The 20,836-nt window shown below is 68.4% G+C and carries 16 protein-coding genes; 6 read left to right on the top strand and 10 right to left on the bottom strand.

Going from position 1 to position 20,836, the window contains the following annotated elements; genetic code table 11:
- Positions 1–85 precede the first annotated feature (85 nt).
- Positions 86–1,060, top strand: coding sequence for an ABC transporter substrate-binding protein (locus ACSVC7_RS21820; RefSeq protein ID WP_448206709.1), 975 nt, complete (start codon positions 86–88; stop codon positions 1,058–1,060).
- 7 nt (positions 1,061–1,067) lie between these two features.
- Here ACSVC7_RS21820 and ACSVC7_RS21815 read toward each other — a convergent pair whose 3' ends face one another.
- Both ACSVC7_RS21815 and prfB read right to left on the bottom strand, forming a co-directional pair.
- Positions 1,068–1,373 carry a peptidoglycan-binding domain-containing protein gene (locus tag ACSVC7_RS21815; protein ID WP_448206710.1) on the bottom strand — a complete coding sequence of 102 codons (306 nt, stop codon included), beginning with the start codon at positions 1,371–1,373 and terminating at the stop codon, positions 1,068–1,070.
- Positions 1,374–1,621: 248 nt separating this feature from the next.
- Positions 1,622–2,744, bottom strand: a protein-coding gene (gene prfB, locus ACSVC7_RS21810; RefSeq protein WP_448206711.1) for a peptide chain release factor 2 whose coding sequence is annotated in 2 segments (ribosomal slippage) — positions 1,622–2,674 and positions 2,676–2,744 — 1,122 coding nt in all. Because the reading frame shifts where the segments join, the coding sequence is not laid out codon by codon here.
- A gap of 357 nt (positions 2,745–3,101) precedes the next feature.
- On the opposite strand from prfB, the gene ACSVC7_RS21805 reads away from it, so the two are divergent.
- Both ACSVC7_RS21805 and ACSVC7_RS21800 read left to right on the top strand, forming a co-directional pair.
- Complete coding sequence (locus ACSVC7_RS21805; RefSeq protein ID WP_448206712.1) at positions 3,102–4,541, top strand: MBOAT family O-acyltransferase; 1,440 nt, start codon at positions 3,102–3,104, stop codon at positions 4,539–4,541.
- Positions 4,542–4,554: 13 nt separating this feature from the next.
- Complete coding sequence (locus ACSVC7_RS21800; protein WP_448206713.1) at positions 4,555–5,484, top strand: SGNH/GDSL hydrolase family protein; 930 nt, start codon at positions 4,555–4,557, stop codon at positions 5,482–5,484.
- 48 nt (positions 5,485–5,532) lie between these two features.
- Here the strand turns inward: ACSVC7_RS21800 and ACSVC7_RS21795 are convergent, their stop codons facing one another.
- The 5 genes from ACSVC7_RS21795 to ACSVC7_RS21775 form a co-directional block, all read right to left on the bottom strand.
- The gene (locus ACSVC7_RS21795; RefSeq protein WP_448206714.1) at positions 5,533–6,762 is read right to left on the bottom strand and encodes a YsnF/AvaK domain-containing protein; all 1,230 of its coding nucleotides are present in this window, start codon (positions 6,760–6,762) and stop codon (positions 5,533–5,535) included.
- Positions 6,763–7,091: 329 nt separating this feature from the next.
- On the bottom strand, positions 7,092–9,608 hold the full coding sequence (locus ACSVC7_RS21790) for a penicillin-binding protein 1A (protein WP_448206715.1): 2,517 nt from the start codon (positions 9,606–9,608) through the stop codon (positions 7,092–7,094).
- Between the two features lie 183 nt (positions 9,609–9,791).
- Positions 9,792–10,184 carry a HEPN domain-containing protein gene (locus ACSVC7_RS21785; RefSeq protein ID WP_448206716.1) on the bottom strand — a complete coding sequence of 131 codons (393 nt, stop codon included), beginning with the start codon at positions 10,182–10,184 and terminating at the stop codon, positions 9,792–9,794.
- A complete protein-coding gene (locus ACSVC7_RS21780; RefSeq protein ID WP_448206717.1) occupies positions 10,181–10,528 on the bottom strand; it encodes a nucleotidyltransferase domain-containing protein in 348 nt (115 codons plus the stop codon). The genes ACSVC7_RS21785 and ACSVC7_RS21780 overlap by 4 nt, the downstream gene beginning before the upstream one ends.
- Positions 10,529–10,603: 75 nt before the next feature.
- On the bottom strand, positions 10,604–12,031 hold the full coding sequence (locus ACSVC7_RS21775) for an N-acetylmuramoyl-L-alanine amidase family protein (RefSeq protein WP_448206718.1): 1,428 nt from the start codon (positions 12,029–12,031) through the stop codon (positions 10,604–10,606).
- Between the two features lie 627 nt (positions 12,032–12,658).
- Between ACSVC7_RS21775 and ACSVC7_RS21770 the strand changes: the two genes are divergently transcribed.
- Both ACSVC7_RS21770 and greB read left to right on the top strand, forming a co-directional pair.
- Entirely contained in the window at positions 12,659–15,700 is a 3,042-nt protein-coding gene (locus ACSVC7_RS21770) for an Rne/Rng family ribonuclease (protein WP_448206719.1), read from the top strand.
- Between the two features lie 192 nt (positions 15,701–15,892).
- Entirely contained in the window at positions 15,893–16,459 is a 567-nt protein-coding gene (greB, locus tag ACSVC7_RS21765; protein WP_448206720.1) for a transcription elongation factor GreB, read from the top strand.
- Between the two features lie 130 nt (positions 16,460–16,589).
- Here greB and ACSVC7_RS21760 read toward each other — a convergent pair whose 3' ends face one another.
- The 3 genes from ACSVC7_RS21760 to ACSVC7_RS21750 all read right to left on the bottom strand — a co-directional run bounded on the left by ACSVC7_RS21760 (position 16,590) and on the right by ACSVC7_RS21750 (position 19,411).
- Complete coding sequence (locus ACSVC7_RS21760; protein WP_448206721.1) at positions 16,590–17,216, bottom strand: HAD family hydrolase; 627 nt, start codon at positions 17,214–17,216, stop codon at positions 16,590–16,592.
- Between the two features lie 2 nt (positions 17,217–17,218).
- Positions 17,219–17,980: a DsbA family protein gene (locus ACSVC7_RS21755; protein WP_448206722.1), complete on the bottom strand. Its 762-nt coding sequence runs from the start codon at positions 17,978–17,980 to the stop codon at positions 17,219–17,221.
- A 72-nt stretch (positions 17,981–18,052) separates the two neighbouring features.
- Positions 18,053–19,411, bottom strand: a complete 1,359-nt coding sequence (locus ACSVC7_RS21750; protein WP_448206723.1) for a M48 family metalloprotease — start codon at positions 19,409–19,411, stop codon at positions 18,053–18,055.
- Between ACSVC7_RS21750 and ACSVC7_RS21745 the strand changes: the two genes are divergently transcribed.
- A complete protein-coding gene (locus tag ACSVC7_RS21745) occupies positions 19,380–20,747 on the top strand; it encodes a gamma-glutamyltransferase (protein ID WP_483508615.1) in 1,368 nt (455 codons plus the stop codon). The genes ACSVC7_RS21750 and ACSVC7_RS21745 overlap by 32 nt on opposite strands.
- Positions 20,748–20,836: the final 89 nt, after the last annotated feature.

The following is a 20,836-nucleotide window of genomic DNA, read 5'->3' as shown; positions in this document are numbered from 1 at the left end:
ATGGGAGAGGGTATTTACGGAACAGGGAGGAATCTAAATAATGAAGCTCACGCATTGGACCCGCCGGGCCGTTTTGGGAGTTGCCTTGGGCGCCACGGCCGCCATGACCGCCATGCCCGCCCTCGCCCAAGGCCTGGAGAAGACCTCCATCGGCGTGCTGGCGCTGGCGTCCTCCGGGCCGGTGTTCATCGCCAAGTCCAAGGGCTATTTCGAGAAGGAAGGGCTGGACGTCGACCTGAAGATGTTCACCTCGGCCCAGCAGGTGCCGGTGGCCGTGGCCTCGGGCGACGTGGACTTTGGGGTCACCGGCCTGACGGCTGGCTTCTACAACCTCGCCTCCAAGGGGGCCATCACCATGATCGCGGCGCAGAGCCGCGACGAGCCGGGCTTCCAGCTCTCCGCCTATGTCGCGACCAACGCCGCCTATGAGGCCGGGCTGACGAAGCCCGCCGACCTGAAGGGCAAGCGCATCGCCATCACCACGGTGGGCTCGACCTTCCATTACATGATCGGGCTGCTCGGCCAGAAATACGGCTTCACGGTCAAGGACGTGACCATGGTGCCGTTGCAGGACGTGCCGAAGATGACCGCCGCCTTCAAGGGCGGTCAGGTGGACGCCATCCTCGCCCCCGTCACGGTCGCCCGTCAGGTGGTCGCCGACGGCGCCGGCCGGATCATCGGCTGGGCCGGCGACGAGACGCCCTGGCAGCTCGGCGCGCTCTTCACCGGCCCGAAGACGGTCGCCCAACGCCGCCCGATGGTGGAGAAGTTCGTCCGCGCCTACCAGACCGCCACGGCCGAGTACCACGCCGCCTTCAACACCAAGGACGCTTCCGGCGCCATCGTCAAAGGCCCCGGCTATGACGAGCTGCTGACCATCATCGCCGACGCCACCAAGCAGAAGCCGGAGATCGTCGCCGCCGGCCTGCCCTACGTCGATCCCAAGGGCCAACTGCTGGTGGACGACGTGGTCAACCAGGTGAAGTTCTGGCAGTCGGAGGGTCAGGTGGACAAGACGCTGGACGCCCGCTCCATCATGGACCTCAGTTTCGTGAAGTGAGCGTGCGTTACCGCTTCCCCGGCGCGTAGACCTTCGGCTGGGCGAAGTTCAGGTGGTCCAGAAGCTCCTTGGTGACGCAGCCGTCGACCGGGAGCTTCGCCGCCTTCTGATAGGCGCGCACGGCGGTCCGCGTGTTCGGACCCATCTTGCCGTCGGCCTTGCCGGCCCGGAAGCCGTGCTCGTTCAACGCCGACTGGGCGCCCTCCACATAAGCCTGCCGCATGTCCGGCGGCATGCTCTCGTCCGGGCAGGCGGCAGACGCTGCGGAGGCGGACAGGAGGAGAAAGGCGGCGGCGATCAGGGTGCGGGTCATGCTGGTCTCCGGTTTTGACGCGGAGAACAACGCGGGGGGAGGTTAGGTTTCGCATGAGCGAGGTTTTGCCCCCTCCCTAACCCTCCCCCGCTCTCGGCGGACCGAAGGTCCGCCTGCCGCGTCAGCGCAAACCGAAGGTTTGCGCGAGAGCTCGCGCGGTGGAGGGAATCTCGCCCTCTCCCGCGAAGCGGGGGAGGGAGGGACCCACGCGCCAGCGTGGGAGGGAGGGGGCAATCGGCAGCCGCAGCTTACGCCGCCGCCTCGTCCCCCTGCCCCTTCAGCCGCGACGCCAGCGCCGCTTCCAGGAACATGTCGATGTCGCCGTCCAGCACCGACTGGCTCTGCGACGTCTCCACCTCGGTCCGCAGGTCCTTCACCATCTGGTACGGGTGCAGGACGTAGGAGCGGATCTGGTGGCCCCAGCCGATGTCGCTTTTGGTCGCCTCGAGCGCGGCGGCGGCATCCTCGCGGATCTTCAGCTCCCGCTCATACAGGCGGGCGCGCAGCATGTCCCACGCCTTGGCGCGGTTCTTGTGCTGCGAGCGTTCCTGCTGGCAGGCCACCACGATGCCGGTCGGCAGGTGGGTGATGCGGATGGCCGAGTCCGTCTTGTTGACGTGCTGACCACCGGCGCCCGACGCGCGGAAGGTGTCGATGCGGCAGTCCTTTTCGTTGATCTCGATGTTGATCTTGTCGTCGATCACCGGGGACACCGAAACGGCGGAGAAGCTGGTCTGGCGGCGCGCCTGGCTGTCGAAGGGGCTGATGCGCACCAGACGGTGCACGCCGGCCTCGGTCTTCAACCAGCCATAGGCGTTGTGGCCGCTGATCTGCACCGTGGCGGACTTGATGCCCGCCTCTTCGCCGGGGCTTTCTTCCAGCCACTGGGTCTTGTAGCCGTGCTGCTCGGCCCAGCGCATGTACATGCGCATCAGCATCAGCGCCCAGTCCTGGGCCTCCGTGCCGCCGGCGCCGGCGTTGACCTCGATGAAGCAGTCGTTGGCGTCCGCCTCGCCCGACAGCAGGCTTTCGATCTGCAACTTGGCGGCGCGGTCGCGCAGCGCATAGAGCTGGGCCTCGGCATCGGCGACCACGGTCGCGTCGCCCTCGGCCTCGCCCATCTCGATCAACTCAAGGCTGTCGGACAGGTCGCGCTCCAGCGCGCGGTAGCCGTTCACCGAAGTTTCGAGCTGGGTGCGCTCGCGCATGATGGTCTGCGCGCGCGTGGGGTCATCCCAGAGCTTGGGGTCCTCAGCGAAGGCGTTCAGTTCGTCGAGACGACGCAGCGCGTTATCCCAGTCAAAGATGCCTCCTCAGCAGCGCCAGCGATTCTCTGATCTCGCCGGCGGCCGCTTCGATCTCGGCCCGCATAGCGGTACCTCCTCGTTAGCCAGAGTTGCACGGATGTCTCGGCCTCTATGTAGCGAGTTATGGCGGCCGTTGCACCCCTTAATCCTTGTGGGCCACCGTCCGGCGAATCGCCCCTGGTCGAACCGCCTAATCACGCCGAATAGGCGGCGCGCCGTCCTGATGAGTACATCCATTGCCGCAAGGAAAGGCCCCGTTCGCGGCACAGTTGCCCTACGCCGACTGTGCTAGCGTCTCACGCGTTCTGTGCCTCTATTCGGATGTATCCACGCATCGGGCAACTCCGCCACCAAGCCATTTCCAGTCCCCCGCAAGACATTCGCCCGAAACGCCCATCAACAACGACGCGCGTGCCCAACGATGAACTTCACGAGCCTTGGATTCCTTCTGTTCATCACGGCCTTCACGGCAGCCTTCATGGCGTTGGCGCGCACGCGCTTCTTCACGCCGCTGCTACTGGTGTCCAGCTACGTCTTCTACGGCTATTGGGATTACCGGTTCTGCGGCCTGCTGGCGCTGACGACGCTGATCGACTTCTACTGCGGCCTGCGGATCGCCGACGCGCCGAACTGCCCCACCGCCCGGCTCTTCATGCATCTGAGCCTGGGGTCGAACCTCGCGATTCTGTTCTTCTTCAAATACTGCAACTTCTTCATCGACAGCGCGCAGGTGGCCTTGTCCGGCCTGGGCATCGACATCGGTCCGCGCACGCTGTCCATCATCCTGCCCGTCGGCATTTCCTTCTACACCTTCCAGAACCTCAGCTACGCGCTCGACCTCTACCTCGGCCATCTGGAGAAGCCGGAGCGGTCGCTGCTGCGCTACGCGACCTTCGTGGCCTTCTTCCCGCAGCTGGTGGCCGGCCCCATCGTCCGGGCGCGCGACCTGCTGCCGCAAATCCAGGACGGTCCGCGCCACGAGGTGCCCTTCGCGGTCCGCTTCGCCGGGCTGGAAAAGGTGGTCTGGGGCTATGTCCTGAAGCTGGGGCTGGCCGACAATGCCGCCGTGGTGGTGGACGCGCGCTTCGCCCAGCCGGAGTTCTTCAACGCCCTGAACCACGTCATCGGGCTGGTCTGCTTCTCCCTGCAAATTTACGGCGACTTCGCGGGCTATTCGCTGATCGCCATCGGCCTGTCGCAGATCTTCGGCTACACGCTGTGCGAAAATTTCGCCCGCCCCTACTTCGCACGGGGGCTGCGCGACTTCTGGCGGCGCTGGCACATCTCGCTGTCCACATGGTTCCGCGATTACGTCTACATCCCCATGGGCGGCGGGCGCACGCAGTGGCTGCGCATCCGCAACCTGACCGTGGTGATGCTCGTGTCCGGCCTGTGGCACGGCGCAAGTTGGACCTTCGTGCTGTGGGGTGCCCTGCACGCCGCCCTGATGGCGGCGGAGGACGCGGTGCGCTGGCTGGGCCGCAAGGTCCCGCTGCGCCTGACCGGCCTGCCGCTGGCCGCCGGGAGGCTGGTAACCGTCGGCCTCGTCTTCCTTCTGGTCACCCTCGCCTGGCTGCCCTTCCGCGCCGACAACCTGCACACGGTCGGGACCATCCTGGGCATCATCGCGGACGGCGACTTCAGCCTGCCGCGCGGCATGCAGCAGATGAGCTACCTGTTCCGCGTCGCCGTCTTCGCCGGCCTCGTCCTGATGGTCGACGCGCTGGTCGAGCTGGGCGTCCACCGGCGCTACGCCAGGGTGAACGTGCTGGCGCGTTCCGCCGGCTGCTCGACCCTCGTGCTGCTGCTTCTGCTGTTCGGCAATTTCGCCAACCGATCCTTCATCTACTTCCAGTTCTGAGGGGGCCTTCTCCATGATCCGCCTGTTGGCCGTCGTCGGCTTGATCCTGGGCATGGTGGTCGGGATGGACCGCCTGCTCGCGTCCTGGATGGGCGAGACGCTGCGGAACTCGTCGGACCGCTTCATGACCGTGTACCGGGACGGCCCGCCCGCCGATGTGGTGATCCTCGGCAACTCGCGCGCCGACAACCACTTTCCGGTGGCCGACATCCAGCGGCTGACCTGCTGGAGCGCGCTGAACCTGGGCATGGGCGGCGGGCCGACCACCGTCGCCGACCTGCTGTGGCACGACTATGTGGAGCGCCACGGCGCCCCGCGCCTGCTGCTGCTGGAGCCGACGAGCGTGGTGGACGATCCCAACGCGCTGGCCGACGTGCCACTGCTCGCCCACTATTCCGACCGCGTGGACCAGTTCATCCACAAGGTCGATCCCACCATGTGGGCGTCGAACAGGCTGTTCAACACGCTGGTCTTCAACAACAACCAGACGATCCGGCTGGCCTTGAGCCGCGCTCAGGCCGATGACCGCAAGTTGAGCGGCAGCATGGCCCCGGCCCTGAAGGCGCAGATCGAGCGCATGCCCGCCGAGGTGATGGAAGGCTTCCCGCCCAATTGGGAGGCGATGGACCGCATCATCGCCACCGCGCGCTCGCACGGCACGAAAGTGGCGGTGGTCATCGCCCCCTATTTCCCGGCCTACATCGGCAAGGTGACCAATTTCGACGCCTTCTTCGAGGAGTTGAAGCGCCGTCTCCCCGCCGATGTCCCGGTGATCGACGCCCGCCGCGCCGTGCGGGAGGAGGACCGCTTCGTCGACGCGCTGCACATCAACGGCGAAGGCGTGCAGGCCATGCTGGCGAGCATGGAACCGGACCTCCGCCCCCTCGGCGGCTGCACCGGCGACGCCGTGGCCCAACTGGGCACCGCCGGTGCGAGGCCATAAGGGAGGTAAACTTTCCCTCTCCCGGGACGGGAGAGGGGATGGAGCACCCTACCGCTTGCCGCGCCCGCCCTTGTCCTGCGAACCCCTGTCCTGCGAACCCCTGTCCTGCGATCCCTTGTCCTGTTGTCCACCCATCCGCTCGACATCCACCTCGGTCTTGCGGGCGGTTTCGTGGACGGTTTCCTGCCGTTCGTTGGTGGTCTTGGTCAGTTCGACCTCGCCGATCAGCCGGGCGGCCTTGCGGACCTGGGCTTCCTCGGTGGTCTCGGTCATCTCGATGCTGGCTTCCTTGAAGGCATCCTCGGCCTCGTCCGGGCTCAACTCGCGGTCGGCCTCGCGGTGCCGCACGCGGACCTTCTCTTCCTCCAGGTTCAGCTTCCGCTCGACCGGCCGTTCGGTCACATGGGTGGTGGCGCGCACGCCGCCGCGGACGACCCGGCGCTTGCCGATCTGGACCCGTTCCTCGACCTCGCGCAGGGTCTGGCGTTCCCGCTGCTGCTGCTCCTGCTTCTCGTCCTCGTAGACGTCCACGGCGCGGGCGTCGCAACGCTCCAGCACGGTGCGGATGTCGTCGGCCCGGTCGTCCTCGACCTCCACGGCGACCACCGCGGCCCCCCTGGCGACCGCGCCGGAGAAGGCCTTGCCGTCCTCCTCGTCGATGCCGAGGTCGGCCAGCTTGCGGACCATGTCGCTCTGTTCCTTGTCAAAAATCTGGATGCTGTCCTCCGCGCATCCGGCCTTGGTCAAGTCGCGTTGGGCACGGCGCGCGGGTTCGGGCGTCTGGTAGAGTCCGATCACGGTGATCATGCGTGCTCTCCTGCGTTCCTGCTGTTCGTTGTCGTGTTGTTCGCTGTGGTGGCGATGGAGCGGTTCGTCGTAGCGGACGTCCTCATCCAGGGCGTCCTCCCGCTTCACCGCGACGTCGGTTCGGCGGACGGTCACGCGGTCGCGGTAGCGGTGGGTGACGCGACGGCGCGTCACATGCACCTCCTCGACGAGGCGCAGGCGCTTCACGATCACCGGCACCTCCTCGATCACGGGGATGATCGTGGTGTCGCCCTCCTGCCGCTCGCCCACGGGCGTGTCGAGCCACCGGCCGACGGGGACGCGCTCCACCACCACCTCGACGGATTCCAGCGGCTCGTCGATTCGCTCGGTTTCCTCGTGCACGCGCCGGTGCACATGCACGATCCCGGTCGGACGGACGTGCTTCTCGATTTCAACGGTTTCCTGGACGACGGGTATAACGACGCGCTTCGGCTCGGCGTCCGTGGTCATGACGGAGTCCTCGTGGATGGGGAATGCCGGAATTCGTTCGCGCTGTGCAGCGCCAACCGCGTGCATCCCCGTCAACAGGAGGACATCGGCTCCGTTCCGCACCTGCGAAGGCCAATATGGGCGATGCAGACGCCGTTCTTTCGGAGATGTCTTTTAAGGCGTGTTCCGCCGTATTTCTTCTGGGGCACGGAGCCCCGCCCCGCCCGCGCACAGCGCATTGGCGTGTTCACTCTTGCCGCAGCGCAGTTCCACTTCTCTTCCGAACCGGGGGCCGTCGCAAATCGGGCCGCGCCCGCGCGCGGCCCAACCCATGCGGAATCAATCGGGGATCAGTACAGCCCGCCGGTGCCGACCGTCGCCGCGGAGGGCGGAGCGACCGGAGCGGCCCCATAGCTGCCCACCGGAGCCGGCTCGCCGTAGCCCACGGCCGGAACCGCGCCGCCCAGGCCGGCCTCGCCGCCCGACCGGGCCGAACCGTCGAGCACGACCTGCGGCTGGTCGGGATTCGGTTCCGTGCCAGGGATGAAGGCCTCCCAGATCGCCCGGCGGTCGCCGGGCTGGGCGAGGCGCCCGTTCTCCGGGTTGACGCGGACGAGGCGCAGGCCGCGCGGCACGCGGAACGGCGTGGCCGGCTTGTCCTTCAGCGCCACCTCCAGCACGTCCTTGACCACCGGCACGGCGGCCGAACCGCCCGTCTCCTTCCCGCCCAACGAGCGCGGCTGGTCGAAGCCGATGTAGGTGCCGACGACGAGGTCCGGGGAGAAGCCCATGAACCACGCGTCGTTGCTGTCGTTGGTGGTGCCCGTCTTGCCGGCCAGCGGCTTGCCGAGCGACAGCAGCTTCGTCGCCGTGCCGCGCTGCACGACACCTTCGAGGATGGAGACCATCTGGTAGACCGTGCGCGGGTCGTCGATCTGCTCCCGCGTGTCGGGCACCGACGGAACGGCCACGCCGTCGCGCCAGGCGACATGGTTGCAGCCCTCGCAGGGGCGGTTGTCGTGGCGGAAGATGGTCTTGCCGTTGCGGTCCTGCACCCGGTCGATGAAGGTCGGGGTAAGCCGCTTGCCGCCGTTGGCCAGCATGGCGTAGGCGGTGGCCATGCGCAGCACCGTCGTCTCGCCGGCGCCCAGCGCCATCGGCAGGTAGGGCTGCAGGTTGTCGACGATGCCGAACTTCTCGGCGGTGGCCTTGACTTTGTCCATGCCGATGGCCTGGGCGAGGCGGACGGTCATGACGTTGCGCGACTTCTCGATGCCGACGCGCAGCGGGGTCGGGCCGTAGAACTCGTGGCTGTAGTTCTCCGGCCGCCACACCGGCTGTCCGTGGCCGGGGTCATAGGCGAAGGGCGCGTCCATCACCAGCGACGACGGGGTGAAGCCCTGGTCCAGCGCCGTCAGATACACGAACGGCTTGAAGGAGGAGCCCGGCTGCCGCATCGCCTGGGTGGCGCGGTTGAAGGCGCTCATGTGCGGGGAGAAGCCGCCGACCATGGCCAGCACGCGGCCCGTGTGCGGGTCCAGCGCGACGAGGCCGCCCTGCACCGCCGGCACCTGCCGCAGGCCGTAGCTGCCCGGCGGGTGGTCCTTGCCCTTCTCGTCCTTCGCGACCGCCTCGACCAGGATCAGGTCGCCCAGCTTCGCCACGTCGGACGGGCGGCGGATTTCGGGGCCGAGCCGCTCCTCCTCCTTCCAGGCGCGCGCCCAGCGGAGTTCGGCCAGCGGAACGCGCCCGCGTGAGCCGTCGGGCAGGCCGATGTCCAGCGCGTCGGCCGCGTCGTCCTTCAGCACGACGGCGAGGCGCCAGCCCTCCGACCCGGCGGGCGGCGCGGTGGCGGCCAGCTTCTTCGCCCAATTGTCGAAATTGTCCATCTTGCCGACCGGGCCGCGGTAGCCGTGGCGACGGTCGTACTGGATCAGCCCGGCGCGCAGAGCCCGGGTCGCCGCGTTCTGCAGGACCGGGTCCATGGAGGCGCGCACCGACAGCCCGCCCTCGTACAGCGCCTGCTCGCCGTACAGCTTCACCAGCTCGCGCCGGATCTCCTCGGCGAAATATTCGGAGGTCACATACTCCTGCTCGTCGCGCTTGCGCACGGTCAGCGGCTTGGCCTGGGCGGCCTTCGCCTCCTCCGGGGTGATGTGCCCATCCTCGGCCATGCGGCCGATGACCCAGTTGCGCCGGGCGATGGCGGCGTCGTACTGCCGCTCGGGGTTGTAGTTGCTGGGCGCCTTGGGCAGCGCCGCCAGATAGGCGGCCTCCTCGATCTCCAGCTCGTCCAGCGCCTTGTTGAAGTAGTTCAGCGCCGCCGCCGCCACGCCGTAGGAGCGGTAGCCGAGAAAGATCTCGTTCAGGTACAGCTCCAGGATGCGGTCCTTGCTGAAGGCGCGCTCGATGCGCACGGCCAGAATCGCTTCCTTGATCTTGCGGGTGAAGGACACCTCGTTCGTCAGCAGCATGTTCTTGGCGACCTGCTGCGTGATGGTCGAGGCACCCATGGGCCGGCGGTCGCGGCCCATGTTTTCCACGTTGGTCAGGATGGCGCGGGCGATGCCGACGGGGTCCACGCCCTTGTGCTCGTAGAAGTTTTTGTCCTCGGCGGCCAGGAAGGCGTTGGTCACCCGCTTGGGCATCGCGTCGATGGGAACGAACACGCGCTTTTCCGACGCGAACTCCGCCAGCAGGCGCCCGTCGCCGGCGTGGACGCGGGTGGTCACCGGCGGCTGGTAGTTGGCGAGCTTGGTGTAGTCCGGCAGGTCGCGGTCGTAATAGTCCAGCACATAGACGAGCCCCCCGGCACCAGCCAGGACGAGCAGCAGAAGGGCCATCAGAACGGACAGGATCAGGCGCATGACAGTTCCCAAACAAACATGACGGCGGCTCCGCCATCTTCCCCAGGGAAGCGGCCCAAGGGAAGCGACGGAACCGTCCGGTGAGCGGCATCCTACACCGCGAAGGCCGGCACGCCGACTCCCTCGCAGGCATGTCAGGAAAATGTGACGCCCACAAGGCGCATGCAAGAAAGTGGTAGCGAGCTAGCCCGAATACCCGCCCACGACTTCCTGCACGGCTGCGAGGAACGCCTCGGCGTCGTCGAAGAGGCGCGTCAGCCGATCTACATCCGGCGAAAGCATCGCGTAGTCGGACACCCGCCTCATCTCCAGCGCCACATTCAGCGCCCGCCCCAGTTCGCGAGGAATGACCCCGGATTCCACGAACTGCCGCCCGAATTCGCCAACCAACTGGTGGTGTGTCTTGATGGTTCTCTGCCGGGTCGCAAAAGCGGCCGTCGCCGCATGGAACATCGCGTAATAGAGGCGACTCGCCGCCCCATCGACATCGCCGTCGTCGAACAGCAGCCTTGCGGAGCGAAGGTCGCGAAACGCAGCCTGCATCCAATAGACATGGCTTGCCACGTCGCCGCTCACACCCGCACCCCGTCGCGCAGGACCGCCCGTGTCAGATGCGCGGCCGGGAAACGGTCGGGATTTCCGATGGCCCCCGCCGGGAACGTCCAAGGCTGGATGTACAGCCCACGTTCCAGCAGCAGATCGTAGCTGTCCTCGATGACATCATAGCGCTGATCGAAGGTTCCGGCACGGTCGTCGTCCAGAAACACGGCCACGTCCGTGTCGCTGTCGGGGCGGTGGTCGCCGCGGGCGCGGCTGCCGAACAGATAGACGGCGACCAGCCGGTCGCCGAAGCGCCGTTTCAGCCGTTCCTTGAGGTCGCGCACGACCTCCACCGCCACGGGATCCGGAGCCTGGGCCATCGCCGCCCGCCTCGCCATTGCCGAAAAACCCGCAAGAAACGTAAGCTCTGCGCCCACTCCGGTCAACCGGACGCGTCAGCTCTTCTGCGCGCCGCCCAGCCACTTGAAGTAGGCGTCGATGGAGCGGACCAGGGCGCGGCCCAGCTTCTCCCGGTGGGTGGAGGTGTTCAGCAGGCTGGCGTCCTGCGGGTTGGACAGGTAGCCCATCTCCACCAGCGCCGACGGCATGTCGGGCGCGGTCAGCACGGCGAAACCGGCTTGGCGGTGCGGCTTGCTGGAGATCAGCTTCACGTCGCGGCCGACATTGTCCAGCGTCAGCTTGGCGAAGCGCTTGGAGTGGTTCATCGTGTCGCGCTGCGCCAGATCGATCAGGATGCTCGCCACCAGATCGTTCTCGGCCGACAAATCCAGCCCGGCCAGCGCGTCGGCGCGGTTTTCCTTGGCGGCCAGCATTTCCGCCTCGCGGTCGGACGCCTTGTCGGACAGGGTGTAGATCGACAGGCCGCGCAGGCTGTTGTTGGCGATGATGTCGGCGTGCAGCGACAGGAACAGGTCGGCGTCGGCCTCGCGGGCGATGGCGACGCGGTCGCGCAGGCGGATGAACACGTCCTTGTCGCGGGTCAGCTGGACCCGGTAACGTCCGGAAGACTCCAACTGCCGCTTCAGCTCGCGCGCCATGGCGAGCGTGATGTCCTTTTCGTAAATCCCGCCGACGCCGATGGCGCCCGGATCGACGCCGCCGTGGCCGGGATCGACAACCACCAGGGGCTTTTCCGTCAGCGGGCGCTCGGGCATCGGCGCTGCCGCGCGCGGCGGAATCGACGGAGTCACGGTCACCGACGCCGGAACGATGGGCGCGGGCTGCGCCGCCGGCGGCTGGTAGGGAGCGGGCTGCAACACCGCCGGTTGGGTTGCCGGCTGGACCGCGGGCGGAGCCGCCGGCTGAACCCGAGCCGGCGCGGAAACCGGCGGGGCCGGCGCAGGGGCCGCGGCGATCCGGACGGCCTCAGCGGCGCTGGCCTTTCCGATGTCCAGCACGAAACGCGGCGGCAGGCCTTCCTTGGACGGAAGCGTGAAGGCTTCGTGCACCTTCACCGGACCGGTCGTCTCCACCACGAGTCGGGAGCCGCCGTCGCGCCCCTCCAGGCGGTAGTGCGCGATCAGCCCCTTCCCTGCGGCGGTGCCGCCCCCGCCCCGCCAGGACAGCTCCGGCAGGTTGACCACCACCCGGTGCGGGTCGGTGTGCACCGACACGGAGAAAGCCACCGATTCGGTCAGTTCCAGCACAAGGCGGGTCTTGTCGGGGTGCAGGCCGAGCCGGGCGTTCAGCACCTCCGCCCGCGCCTGGGCCGGCGGGGGAAAGGGCAGCGCGGCGGTGGCCTGTGCGACCATTTGCGTTTGAGGCGGCTGGGCCTGACCTGCCAGGGCCGGCGCGTGCGGAAGGGCGGACGCCCCAAGGAGAGCGCCCAGCACGGCGACGACCATCGCGAGCCTTCGGGCCATCCGTTCCACCAAATCCGACCAGGGCTACGCCAGCGCGTACCTATAGCTTTACGGAATCACCATCTTCAACGAAAACGGAGAGAGCCCGGCCGAAATCGGGCGCAGGGTGCCGTTCCTGCAACACTGCCCGAACACTGCCCGTCCGCCGGGCAATGCCGCCGAATCGGGCAGCCAAGCCTCCGCCGACCCGCACCGATCGCTGCCGCAGGGCCATTCCGCCGAAATCCACCCCACCAAAATCCACCGTTGTGCAAATTTTCGTGCTTGTCTATGGTAGCTCTGCGACATACCGCGACCCACCAGCCCACTCCCGCGAGAGCTGCCCCACCAGGGAAGCCTTCATGGAAGAACTGTGGCGTCGCCCGCGGACCTTCCCGGCCGACTTAGATCATCGGCCACGGTCTGGGGCGTGACGCTTTTGGGTCGCCGGTGATTGGGACGAAACCTCGAAGCTGGCGCCGTCCGCAAGGCCGGCGCCCGGAGGCCGAAGTCCGTCTCGTCCTGGCTGCTTCACCAGCGCTGTTCGACGAGGTTGGGGCCGGTTCCGCACGCTTCGCTCACAACGATGACGCGTCCTGGCGGCCTGTCCGTCGCACGGGCGGCCCGGAAGCGTCATGGGGATCTTGTATGGCCAAGCGCATGCTGGTGGACGCCACGCACCCGGAGGAAACCCGGGTTGCCGTGGTCAATGGGAACAGACTCGAAGACCTCGACTTCGAAATCGCGACCCGGAAGCAACTCAAGGGCAACATCTACCTTGCCAAGGTGACCCGGGTCGAGCCGTCGCTCCAGGCGGCCTTCGTGGAATATGGCGGGAACCGGCACGGCTTCCTGGCCTTCTCGGAAATTCATCCCGACTATTACCGCATCCCGGTCGCCGACCGCGAAGCCCTGCTGGCCGAAGAGCGCCGGCTGGAGGAGCAGGCGGAAGCCCGCGCCGAGGCCGCGGCCGACGGCGCCGTGATGGCGGAGCCGATCCGGCCCGAGCAGGTGGTCGAGGAATTCTCGCCCATGCCCGCCCCCTACGGCGACGCTGCCGACGGCGATGACGAGGCCGACGCCGAAGCCGCCCAGGGTGACGAGAACGACGGGGAAGGCGACACCGACGGCGAGGCCCACGCCGAGGCCGCCACGGACGAACGCCCCGACGTGATCGGCGGCGACGAGGTCGAGGACGCGCACCGCCGCCGTACCCGCCCGCTGCGCAGCTACAAGATCCAGGAAGTGATCAAGCGCCGGCAGGTCATGCTGGTCCAGGTCACCAAGGAGGAGCGCGGCAACAAGGGTGCGGCGCTGACCACCTACCTGTCGCTGCCGGGCCGCTACTGCGTGCTGATGCCCAACACCGGGCGCGGCGGCGGGATTTCCCGCAAGATCACCAACCCGGCCGACCGCAAGCGCCTGAAGGACATCCTGTCCGACCTGGACGTGCCGGAAGGCATGGCGGTCATCCTGCGCACGGCGGGGCTGGAACGCTCCAAGCAGGAAATCAAGCGCGACCTGGAGTATTTGCTGCGCCTGTGGGACGACATCCGCGTCCAGACGCTGAAGTCCTCCGCGCCCTGCCTCATCTATGAAGAGGCGAACCTCATCAAGCGCTCGATCCGCGATCTCTACACCGACGACATCGACGAGATCTGGGTGGAAGGCGACGCCGGCTTCAACACCGCGCGCGACTTCATGCGCATGATGATGCCCAGCCACACCAAGCGCGTGATGCAATACCGGGACGAGACGATCCCGCTGTTCCACCGCTATCAGGTGGAAACGCAGATCGACGCGATCCACAGCCCGGTCGTGCAGCTGCGCTCCGGCGGCTACATCGTCATCAACCCGACCGAGGCGCTGGTCTCCATCGACGTCAACTCGGGCAAGTCGACGCGCGAGCGCAACATCGAGGAAACGGCCTACAAGACCAACCTCGAAGCCGCCGAGGAGGTGGCGCGCCAGCTCCGCCTGCGCGACCTCGCGGGCCTCATCGTGATCGACTTCATCGACATGGAGGAGCCCCGCAACAACGCCGCGGTGGAGCGCCGCCTGAAGGAGGCGATGAAGAACGACCGGGCGCGCATCCAGCTCGGCCGCATCTCCGCCTTCGGCCTGCTGGAGCTGTCGCGCCAGCGCCTGCGCCCGTCGCTGCTGGAGACCAACTTCGAACGCTGCCCGCACTGCTCCGGCACCGGCGTGATCCGCTCGGTCGAATCCGCCGCCCTGCATGTGCTGCGCGCCATCGAGGAAGAGGGCATCCGCAAGCGCTCGGCGGAGATCACCGTCTTCGTGCCGACCCGCATCGCGCTCTACATTCTCAACCAGAAGCGCGGCGAGCTGACCAAGATCGAGGAGCGCTACCGCTTCCGCGTCATGGTTCAGGCCGACGACGCGCTGATCGCGCCCGACCTGCGGCTTGAGCGCGTCAAGGCCCGCACGCCGGAGGACGACGCCCCGCTCGTCAGCGCCGAGCGCGTCCTGGCCGAGACCGACCGCATCCTCGCCGCCGAGGCCGAAGAGGCCGAGGAGGAGATCGTCGAGGAGGTCGCCGAGGCCGAGCCCGCCGAGCGTGCCGAAGCCGGTGCGGAGAGCGAGAACGACCGTCGCCGTCGCCGTCGCCGTCGTCGTGGCCGCAACCGTGAGCGCGAGGGGCAGGAAGGCCGTCCGGTTTCCGCCGAGTCCGGTGCGGAGGTTGAGGCGGACGCCGATGCGGCCGAAGCGGTCGATGCGGACGACATCCCGGTGGACGAGGAAGCCATCGAGGCCGCCCAGATCGACGCGCCCGAATTCGTCATCGCCGACGTGGACGTGCACGGCAACCCCGCCTTGGCCGACCAGGACGACGAAGGCGAGGAGGCCGACGAGGCCTTCGAATCGGCCGAGGCCAACGGCGACGCCAACGGCGAGCGCAAGAAGCGCCGTCGCGGCAAGCGCGGCGGCCGCCGCCGGTCGCGCCAGCGGGAGGGCATGGAGACGCTGGGCGCCGACGGCACCGAAGGCGAGGCCCCCGAAGGCCAGGCCGAGGGCGAAGCCGAGCCGGCCGCTCCGGTGCCGGTGCCGGCGGCTGACGTGGAGCCGGCCAATGTGGAGGCGATCGACTTCGACTGGATCCTGACCGCCGACGTCAACGCCCCCGCCCCCGCGGCGGCTGCGGAAGCTGCGCAGGCCGAGACCGTTTCGGAGGAGGCTCCGGTAACGGAACCCGCCGCCGAGCAGGCTCCGGCCAAGAAGCCGCGCAAGAGCCGCGCCAAGGCCCCGAAGGCCGAAGCCGCTCCGGTGGAGGCTCCCGCCGCTGCTCCCGCCAAGGAGAAGCCGGCCAAGGCCCCCGCCAAGGGCCGGGGCAAGGCCAAGGCCGCCGAAGCCCCCGCTCCGGAGCCGGTCGCCGAGGCTCAGCCGAAGCCCCAGACGGAGGCGAAGAAGAGCCCGTCGCGCAAGCGCAAGACCGCCGCCGACACGCCGGCCGAGGCCGCGCCCGCGGTTGCGGCTCCGGTCGAGGCTCCGGTTGCCGAAGAGGCCGCTCCGGCCAAGAAGCGTCCGGCGGCGCGCAAGCGCAAGACGCCGGCCGAAGCTCCGGCCGAGGCGGCCCCCGCCCCGGTGATCAGCGAGCCGGCGCCGGAGCCGGCAACCGCATCCGCCCCCGAGCCGGAAGCCAAGCCCCGGCGCGGTTGGTGGAGCCGCTGACGGCTCAAAGCGGATTTCAATCCGCTTTGGACCGCGACTGCGGTCCCGGACGCCCATGCGTCCGAAGCCCGGCCGGCGAATGAGGCCATTTAAGGCTAAAGCGAATGGCAATTCGCTTTAGCACCGACGACAGACTGGAAAAGGCGCCTCACGGCGCCTTTTCCTTTTCATCAAACCGTCAGGGTCGCGACGATGAGCAAAGCATTCACCCGCGAGAACGACTCCGCCGCCAACAACGCCGACGACGAGGCCGACGATCTTCCGCCCCTGCCCAAGGGGACGAAGAACTACATGACCCCCGCCGGCTTCCAGCGCATGCAGGAGGAATTGCGCCACCTGCTGCGGGTGGAGCGTCCCAAGGTGGTGGAGGTCGTGTCCTGGGCCGCCGGCAACGGCGACCGGTCGGAGAATGGCGACTACATCTACGGCAAGAAGCGCCTGCGCGAGATCGACCGGCGCATCCGCTTCCTGAACAAACGCCTGGAATCGGCGGAGGTGGTGGACGCTTCCCAGCAGAAGAACCGTGACCGCGTCTTCTTCGGCGCCACCGTCACCTACGCCCGCGAGGACGGTGCGGAGAACACCATCACCATCGTCGGCGCCGACGAGGTCGACCTCGACCGCGGCCACGTCAGCTGGATTTCCCCCATCGCCCGCGCTTTGCTGAAGGCCCAGGAGGGCGATGTGGTCGACCTGCGCACCCCCGCGGGCGTGGAGCAGATTGAGGTGATTGAGGTTCGGTATCCGGAAGCAGGGTAGGAATTGGGGTGCGGTTTGCCCCCTCCCCAACCCTCCCCCGCTGCGCGGGAGAGGGGGCACACTTTCCCTCTACCGCGCAGCGGGGGAGGGAGGGACCCGCGAAGCGGGAGGGAGGGGGGCTCGGCCGCCCTTACAACAACCCCAACCCCTCCAACTCCACCCGCAGCCGGTCCGCGCCCGTGAAGTGGTGCGCCACCATGCCCACATCGCGCGCCGCTTCGACGTTCGCCACGTTGTCGTCGATGAAGAAGCAGTCCGACGCCCTCAGCCGGTAGCGCTTCAGCAGCAGGTGGAAGATCGCCGGGTCCGGCTTGATCAGCTTCTCGTCGCCCGACACCACGATCCCGTCGAACATGTCGAGGAAGTCGAAGCGCCGCCGCGTCAGGGCGAACTTCTCCGTCGAGAAGTTGGTGATCGAAAAAAGCGGCGTCTTGCGCCGCTTCAGCTCCAGCAGGATTTCGGACGTGCCCGGAACCGGGCCGGGCACCATCTCCTCCCAGCGCTCGTGGTAGGCGCGGATCAGCTCGGCGCAGTCCGGGAACTCGGCGCTCAGGACCGCCACCGCCTCGTCCCAGGGACGACCGCGGTCCTGCTCCAGGTTCCAGGCCAGGGTGCAAACGTTGTCGAGGAAATGCTCCATCAGGTCTTCGTACCCGTCGAAGATCTCGCGGTAGAGGTGCCGCGGATCCCATTCGATGAGGACCTGCCCGATGTCGAAGACAACCGTGGTCGGCGCCGCCGTGGTCAACCCTTCCATGCTCAGCCCTTGCGCGCGGCGTCGACCAGACGCTTCATCTCGTCCAGCTTGATGGCGCCCGGCACCAGCGCGTCGCCGATGACGAAGCCCGGCGTGCCGCGGATGCCCAGCTGCTCGGCCAGCGCCTGGTTGGCGGCGATCACCTTCAGCACGTCGGGGCTGTCCATGTCCTTCTTCAGCCGGTCGGCGTCGAGCCCGACCGACTTCGCGATGCGCATGATCGTCTCTTCGTCCAGCTGGCCGCGCTGGGCCATCAGGGCGTTGTGGAATTCCAGGTACTTGCCCTGACCGCGCGAGGCCAGCGCCGCCTTGGACGCGACCAGCGACGCCGGGCCGAGAATCGGGAACTCCTTGAAGACGAAGCGCAGCTTGCCGTCGTCCTTGATCAGCCGCTGCGTGTCGGCCTGCACGGACTTGCAGTAGCCGCACTGGTAATCGAAGAACTCCACCACCGTGACGTCGCCCTTGGCGTTGCCGGCGACGGGATCGGCGGGGCTCTCGAACAGGGCCTTCTTGTTCTCCGTCAGGGCCTTGCGCGCCTTTTCCTCCTCGGCGACCTTCTGGCGCTGCTGCAGCGACTCCACGGCCTCCAGGATGATTTCCGGGTTCTTCATCAGATAGTCGCGCACCACCCCTTCGATGGCCTTGCGCTGCGCGTCGTCCATGGCGGACTGCGCCTGGACGGCGACGGGGGAAAGCGCCACAAGCGCGCCGATCAGTGACCCCGTGAACAGGGCGAGAGCGGCGGGGCGGATGCGGGTCATGTCGGAAAACCTCCGGGTGCGGAACTGGGCGTTACTGTGTACGGGCAATGCCGTCAAGGCAAGCGCGGGCGGTCATTTCCCGCCCGCCTGCCCGCGAATGTCCTGGGCGCGCAGCCATCCGGGGGAGCCGGCGGGCAGCATCTTCTCCGCCCGCTCCGCCTGGGCGCGGGCCATCGGGCGGTCGCCGCGCGCGAAGGCCTCCTCGGCGGTGGCGTAGGCGACCATGCCGTTGTTGCCCTTCAGGCTCCAGGCGCGGGCCATCAGCCGCCACAGGAAGGCCGACTGCCCCTGCTGGGTCTTCGACGCGACCTGAAGGTTCTTCAGCGCCTCGTCCGCCAGCCGCGGGTCGTCCTGCTCCAGCAGGGCGTGGGCCAGCGACACGCGGATGGAGCTGGCGTCGGGCTGCAATTCGATGGCCTTGCGGTAGGGTGCTGCGGCATCGGGGGCGCGGCCGGTCTGCAGCATCAGGTCGCCCTTCATCTCGTGCAGGAAGGCGTTCTTCGGCTCCTGCGCGATCAGCCCGTCCACCAGCGGCAGCGCCTGCCGGACCTCCCCGCGCCGGAAATAGGCGTAGGCCCGGCCGTAGCGCCCCACGAAGGACGCATCGTCCGCCCGATAGCGCCGCAGCGCCCCATCGGGGTCGAGGTAGGCGTACAGCTTGGCCTGAAGCCGGTGGAACTCCTCGTTCCACCGCACCGGCACCGGCTTGTTGCCGTTCTTCTGGTGGTCGACGAAGTTGCGCACCGACTCCAGCCGCTCGCGGGTCAGCGGGTGGGTGCGGCGGTATCCGGCGTCGCGGTCGCTGTTCAGCAGCGGATCGTCCTGCGCGCCCAGCTTTTCCAGGAAGGTGACCATGCCGCGCGCCGACATGCCGGACTGCTCCATGTAGGACAGGCCCGCCTGATCGGCCGAGGATTCCTGGCTGCGCGAGAAGGACAGGAAGTTCCGCTCCGCCAGATGCTGGCCCAGCATCAGGCCCGCGGCACCCGCCCCGGCGTTCTTCGCCGCGATGCCGCCGATCACGCCGATGCCCATGCCGATCAGCGACGACAGGAAGGCGTTGTCCATCGCATCGGCCCCGCGCACCAGATGGCCGCCGGCGATGTGGCCGGTTTCGTGCGCGATCACGCCCAGCAGCTGGCCGGCGTCCTCCACGCTCAGCAGCAGGCCGGTGTGGATGAAGATGTTCTGCCCGCCCGCCACGAAGGCGTTGATGGTGTTGTCGTTGACCAGGATGATGTTGACCGCTTCCGGCTCGATTCCGGCGGCCTGGAAGATTGGCCGGGCCATGTCGCGGATGATATGTTCGGTCTCGGCGTCGCTGAGGAGTTGAATCTCCTGGCGCCGTTGCGCGCCCGCGGGCGGCGTCCACGACAGAACCATCACGGCGACCATGGCGATGACCGAAACCAGCCTGCTGGGCTTGCGCACCGTTACGACCTCCGAAAGCCGGGCCACCGGGCATCACGACCGGCGCTCCTATTCCACACGCCGAATCTGGCAAGGATTGGGCGCGATTGCCATAACGGCAGCACTGCTTCCCGGCTGCGTCAACACCAAGTACAAGACGAACGCCCCGGTGCAGAGCCATGTGGTCGCGGACGAGCCGCGCGCCGCCTCGATCGGGCGCGACATCATCCTGCAGGGCGGGCGGGCCGGCGACGCGGCGGCGGCCATGGCGCTGGCGATGACCACCACCCTGCCCTCCCGCGTCGGTCTGGCCGGCGGCGGCGTCTGCGTGGTCTTCAACGCCGCGAAGAAGGAAGCCCGCACCATCGACTTCCTGCCCCGCGCCGCCACCCCCGGCGGAGTCGCGGTTCCCGGCTTCCTGCGCGGCGTCTACGCGCTCCAGGCCTCGGCCGGCGTGATGCGGTGGGAGCAGGTGGTGGTCCCCGCCGAACAGCTCGCCGGCACAAGCCCCGGCGTCAGCCGCGCGCTGGCCCAGGACCTCGCCGCCGACGGCGCCCGCCTCGCCGCGGACCCGGAGGCCAAGCGCGTCTTCCTGCCCGCCGGCGCCCCGCTGGCCGAGGGCGCGCCGCTCCGCCAGCCGGACCTCGCCAACACCCTGTCGCAGATCCGCCGCAACGGCGTCGCCGCGATGCACAACGGCCCGCTGGCCGCCACCGTGGCCCAGTCCCTGGCGCTCGACCCGGCGATCCCGCTGGGCATCGTCTCCATGCATTTCGCCCAGCTGCCGGAGCCCGAGTCGGGCGCCGCCCTGACCGCCGCCTGGAACGCCGCCGCCGACCTGCCCCCGGCCCAGCGCGCCCAGCGGGTCGCCCAGGCCCTCGGCGCCACCGGCAGCGGCGCGACCGCCCCCGGCGCCGGCTTCGCCGTGATCGACCCGGAGGAGAACAGCGCCGCCTGCACCTTCACCATGGGCGCGCCCTTCGGCACCGGCCGCATGGTGCCGGGCACCGGCCTGCTGGCCGCGCGCGGCGTGGACCGCGCCGGCTTCGGCGCGCCGGCCCTGCTCGCCAACGCCATCGTCGGGCGCACCCAGTTCGCCGGCACCGGCACGGCCAACGGCAACGACGGCCCCGCCGCCGGCCCGGCCGCCCTGCTGTCCGCCGCCCTGCCCGCCGCGCTCGACAAGCAGCCCGGCACTGCCATCCAGGCCAGCCGCCCGGCCAACGCCCCCGGCCGCGTGAGCTTCGTCGCCTGCCAGACCTCGATGGAGACCGGCTGGAAGGAATGCCAGCTCGCCCCCGACCCGCGCGCGCACGCCCTTGGCCTGCTGGTCGAAACGCTGCGCGAGAATGATTAACACCGTGTCCGAAAAGTTCTTACTTTTCGGACACGGTGTCGGCCGCGACGGCGGCCGCGGCCCGCGAGGGCCGAAGCCTGCGTGGCGTG

The organism is Azospirillum mesophilum (genome assembly GCF_053470405.2).
The sequence above is the reverse complement of the archived record's forward strand: the minus strand, read 5'-3'. Positions and strand labels throughout refer to the sequence as shown.